4 protein-coding genes and 2 pseudogenes are annotated in these 4,730 nt (G+C 34.7%); 4 read left to right on the top strand and 2 right to left on the bottom strand.

All coding sequences use genetic code 11. The features are described 5' to 3' along the window. Nucleotides 1–236 precede the first annotated feature (236 nt). The 4 genes from BFL01S_RS18955 to BFL01S_RS18970 all read left to right on the top strand — a co-directional run bounded on the left by BFL01S_RS18955 (nt 237) and on the right by BFL01S_RS18970 (nt 3,469). A complete protein-coding gene (locus BFL01S_RS18955) occupies nt 237–1,055 on the top strand; it encodes a hypothetical protein (RefSeq protein ID WP_061786643.1) in 819 nt (272 codons plus the stop codon). Nucleotides 1,056–1,597: 542 nt separating this feature from the next. After that, on the top strand, nt 1,598–1,945 hold the full coding sequence (locus BFL01S_RS18960; RefSeq protein WP_061786644.1) for a helix-turn-helix transcriptional regulator: 348 nt from the start codon (nt 1,598–1,600) through the stop codon (nt 1,943–1,945). Nucleotides 1,946–1,949: 4 nt separating this feature from the next. Beyond that, nucleotides 1,950–2,747: an ImmA/IrrE family metallo-endopeptidase gene (locus BFL01S_RS18965; protein WP_061786645.1), complete on the top strand. Its 798-nt coding sequence runs from the start codon at nt 1,950–1,952 to the stop codon at nt 2,745–2,747. Next, nucleotides 2,747–3,469 (top strand): hypothetical protein, encoded by a 723-nt coding sequence (locus BFL01S_RS18970; RefSeq protein ID WP_061786646.1) that lies wholly within the window; start codon nt 2,747–2,749, stop codon nt 3,467–3,469. Before BFL01S_RS18965 ends, BFL01S_RS18970 begins: the two co-directional genes overlap by 1 nt. Nucleotides 3,470–3,670: 201 nt before the next feature. Here the strand turns inward: BFL01S_RS18970 and BFL01S_RS20210 are convergent. Together BFL01S_RS20210 and BFL01S_RS18980 are read right to left on the bottom strand one after the other, a co-directional pair. Further along, nucleotides 3,671–4,184, bottom strand: a pseudogene (locus BFL01S_RS20210) (IS6 family transposase); the annotation flags it as partial. Nucleotides 4,185–4,192: 8 nt separating this feature from the next. Beyond that, nucleotides 4,193–4,730: pseudogene (locus BFL01S_RS18980) on the bottom strand (hypothetical protein); the annotation flags it as partial.

Consider the following 4,730-nt stretch of genomic DNA (forward strand, 5'->3'; position numbering starts at 1 on the left):
GGCGGCGGTACTCCACCATAAATAATATACATATAGTCTTTCTGCTTACTAAAAACAAAAAAGCACAGCGTGTATAAAACGTGCGCCAACACCTTTTATACCGTCCGCCTACTGAGGATAGGCAAACACTTGCTGTACTCTTAAATGTAGTTTAATACATTACAGGGTTCATTAGCAACGGTTTGCTATCACTGGTGAATCGTTGCTTTTTGTTTCTAAAAAGGAGACAGGACCCTATGAAGAAACGAATTGAAGTTATTGCAAGTTTAGAATCATTTAACAACCTTTCTACATTTACAGATCTTGAAGAAATGAACGAAACAGTTAGAACGTATAAAGATATGCTGAATAAGGCTATTAAGCGTACAGACGTACGCGCAAGACTTCTAGCCTTACTAGAGCTTTTAAAGCGCCACAGCTGTAAGCAGTTAGGTGTGAGCTACATGAATAAGAATACCATTGCAGCTAAGCTAGAAGTATCTTATAAAACTGTGCAGCGTTTAATGAAGAAACTTGAAGGTTTAAAGATGATTAAACAGGTGCCAATGAAACGCAGTAAAGACATGCTGCAGACATCCAATGCAATTATTATTGAGCCAATTGAAGAAATGTCCGACAAGGCACCTATTGAAAAGTCAAAGAAGTGTCCGCCCATTAAAACAACTAATCCTTCCTTAAAACAAAACATTAATAATAAACGTAATACAGCGTGCGCTTTAACTTCTAAAACTGCTAATTCTTTTTCTAAAGCAAATTTTGTACCTCATTGGGTACCAGAACAATTCACTGATCTAGTAAGCTGTTTTTATAATGAGTCCTCCACAATCTCAGAAATGTGGAAGGTTGTGAAGCAATGCAACCGTGTTATTAATCATATGACAGAAGAACGTGCATTCACTCCACAGCAAGAGTTAACTGTTGGATTAAAAGCTGTGAAAGAACTTGTGATGAAGGTTAAGCAAGAAGCGAAGATTGATAATCTGTTTGGATATTTTAATGGCATTGTAAATAATGTGATGGATAAGCTTTATTTTGATGGTGATTTTATGGGTTAGGCTCCATTAGAGTATAGTTTTGGTGGATTTCTGAACCCTTGATATAATAAACTATTGAATAAATAGAACTGTGTAAGGAGAGCTTATGATGGGTAGACAAGAATTAAAAATAGAAAAAGTCTATAAAACAAAGAAGAACCCCCGTAGCAGTAAGGTTCTCGGTGAGGCTTTATTTCTTGTTTATGCAGCTTTTCTTAATATTATCTCTTTAATAATTGTGTTATTTTAGTTGCGTTGAATTATCATTAAACCAACTTAGTTATTTAAAAATGATTATAATGTTCCTCCTCGTTTAGACATACTGTTTGATATAACAGGTGTTTGGATATAAAATATTTTTCATGCATTCCTAATATGAGCTGTAAAACACCATCTGTATTACTAGAATATAAAAAATGATTGTGTTGTTTTTTAATGTCTTTTATTGCAGTGTAGACTGTCTACATAAAAATTGTAGACAGTCTACACATTTTTTATTTTTTTGTGTATACTATAAAGTATAAGGTAACTTATTAGTAGAAGATAAAGGAAGTGGTATTAGTATGAACAGAGATATCATGGTTATAAATAAAGTAAGAAAATGGTTAAAAGAGTCAGGTAGAACGTACCAATCATTGGCGGAGGAAATTGGTGTGAGTAAATCTCTTATGGGGCATATACTTACAAATAAACGTCAATTTACACCGGAACGTATGATTGATGTGGCGAAGGCAATGGGTGTGACAATCCAAGATTTAATCTCTCCTGAACAAACGGAGGAAAAACCATATTCTTTTCAGTTACGTGGAAGTGCTGATTCACTGAATGCAAAAGAGGACATAAGAAAGATGATGTTTGCGATTGAAGATTATCTCCGAATTGAAAGAGCTAATTTTTCTAAAGAGGGTTAAATAAATGACAAAAAGACATTATCACTCTGGACTAACAGAAAGAGAAAGAGCTGAAAAGGTAGGCGAAGCTCACGCATATCAGGTTTTAAATGAACATTTCGGCTCAGATGTATTTATAGGTTCTAGTATAGAAATTAAACTACATGAACTTTCTCATGTGATTTATCGGGATGTTGATGATGAAAAATATCAAGGAGCAACCGTCACTTATACTACAGGTGAGGTTTTTGTTGTATTAAATACTCATTTGCCCTTACGTACCCGTTATTTTACAGCTACGCATGAATTATGGCATGTTCTAAAAATCAAAGACATGATTAATAATGAAATAGATGAAGAACGTGCGGCAGACCGTTTTGCGGCGGCTCTTATGATGCCAGAACCACTTGTACGCTCTTTATGGGACAACTTAGTTAAAGATATAGAACCTGAAAAAGCTGTCATTATGATTGCGGATATGTCATCTGCACCATATGAAGCCGTAGCACGTCGCGTTTTCGAATTGGATTTACCTAACGCTTCTGAACAAATGCAAAATTACAAAGAGCATGAATGGATTATATTTCGTCGAAGATTTAACCTTCCAGAAAGCCCTCTTGACCGTCCACTTCCATTTGTAAGCTTTGCAAAGTACGCAGAATCTATCGAAAATGAAATTGCGAAAGGTGAGCTAGATCACATCCAAGGCGCTACCAAGCTTGCCAATTCTTCTATTGAAAAAGCCAAAGAATTGCAAGCAAAAGCAATGGACAAAATGAGAGCTGCACCATCCGATGATGAGGAAGAAGAGGACAAAGGGTAATGAAAGAGGGGAAACGTTTAGGGAAAGTTTTTATTGATACAAATATCATCAATTATGCGATTGGTTTTCGAGATGCAGATATATTTGCTTGGATTAAAGAAATATATGAAACAATTTATATCCATCAGTCTGTATTGGACGAACTAGTTATAAATAAGCACATCGCTCAAAAGTACATAGACCAAAAAGATTGGCTTTTATTTAACCCTACAGACAATTTAACTCCTGAAGAGTTGGTGGTTTATAGCCTTTATGTAGATAGGGTTACGACAGGATTCGCAAATTTAGATAAAAAAAAGAAAAAAGAACGCAGACCTATTAAAAATACAACTAATATTGGCGAGATTGATTCCCTTGCGGGAGCATTGTATTTGTCAGCTAACCTTATATGTAGTAATGATTTCGATATTAAAGAAGTCATTGATGATGAACGATTAACTGTAAATATAACTACAGATGATGATTTCCAAGAAGTAGACGAAGAAGATATAGACCTAGATGAAGAATTAACAGAGGCGGATTTAGCACAGGCAGATACAGGTCTACAACAGCTTATTGTTCAAGATACACTTGAAGACCTTTGTTGTTATTCTGTGGCAATGGGGCTTGCTACTAAAAAGCTAGTTAGAACGTTTTTTAAAGTTTCACACCCTAATGACAAAAAAAAGAAATTAGCACAAAAACTAAATAGATTAAACCAACGATTAGCAGAGCTTCCCTAATAAGCTGAATTCCTAGTTTAGATGACACCAACACGATATTTTGTGTTGGTGTCTTAATAAAAAAGCTCCTAAAAAGGACCTTCTACTTAACGTATTCTTTTTCTGATGCAAATACTGAAGAAAAATATAAAGAGGCGAAAAGTCCCCTAGTGGAATCTAATCTTAAGTAGCAATTCCAAATAGTTCATGGATGAGTTCCATTTAATTTTGGGCAGACTTGTCTCTTGAAATAAGTTGCTCTTTTTTATGGTATGTATGCATCGCTTCTACTCCAGAAATAATATATGTAGCTGTGCTAAAAGATTTTAATCCTAACATAGAGCGAAACTCATTTTTTAATAAACCGAGGATTCTATTCTACGGTGTTATTCAGATATTTGACTTGCCTTAATTGGATGCCTACAGGTACCTTTTTTTAATTCTTTAATTCTTCAATCGCCATAGTATAGGCTGGATTCTTGTCTACTGTAATCATACGGGACTTCGAAACATGACAAGACCGCAAAGCTTTCTAAAAAAAGCGCTTTGCAGCCTTTGTGTCTCTTGTTTTACTTAAATAAAAATCAATTGTATTCCCTTTAAAATCAACGGCACGGTAGAGGTACATCCACTTTCTTTTCACTTTCACATATGTCTCATCTACTCGTCAAGAATCATGGGTTGGCTTAAAATGACGCCTAACTAACTCATCTAATTCAGGATTGTATTGATGAACCTAATAATTTATTTAGTTACAGGATCAGGAGAAGAATTCTGCAAACTAATGCGTGCAAGAAGTTCACCGTGGTTTCTGTTAAGACTTCTCACTTTACCTTCAAATAGAGAATTATCGTAATCTAAAGGAAACCCCATCTTTTCTAGAGTGGCTTCATAATAACGAGGATTCTCTTTTTTGTAATACTTTAATGCATGGTTCACGTCTACGCAGATAATCATTGAACCGTGAAAATCAGACTCCATAAAGAAAAACATCCCAATAAAAAGTGCCATAAGGTCATTCTTTCCACGCCCTTTATTGTAATCTTTCTTTGTAATTCCAAATTCGTTATGTAAAGGCAAATAAAAAGGTAATTCTTCTTTTACCTTATGACTATATATTCTCCCACCGTGAGCAGCCCAATTTCGATATTTCCCGAAGATATCTAACATTTTCGCAAAGAATTGTTTGACCTCTTCATTAATTTCAAAGATAGGCATGCATAAACATCTGGAAATTAAAGATTCCTTGTCTTCTTTTTTAAATAATTTATATATATAAATT

It is taken from the genome of Priestia flexa NBRC 15715 (genome assembly GCF_001591565.1).
In the GTDB taxonomy this organism is placed as follows: domain Bacteria; phylum Bacillota; class Bacilli; order Bacillales; family Bacillaceae_H; genus Priestia; species Priestia flexa.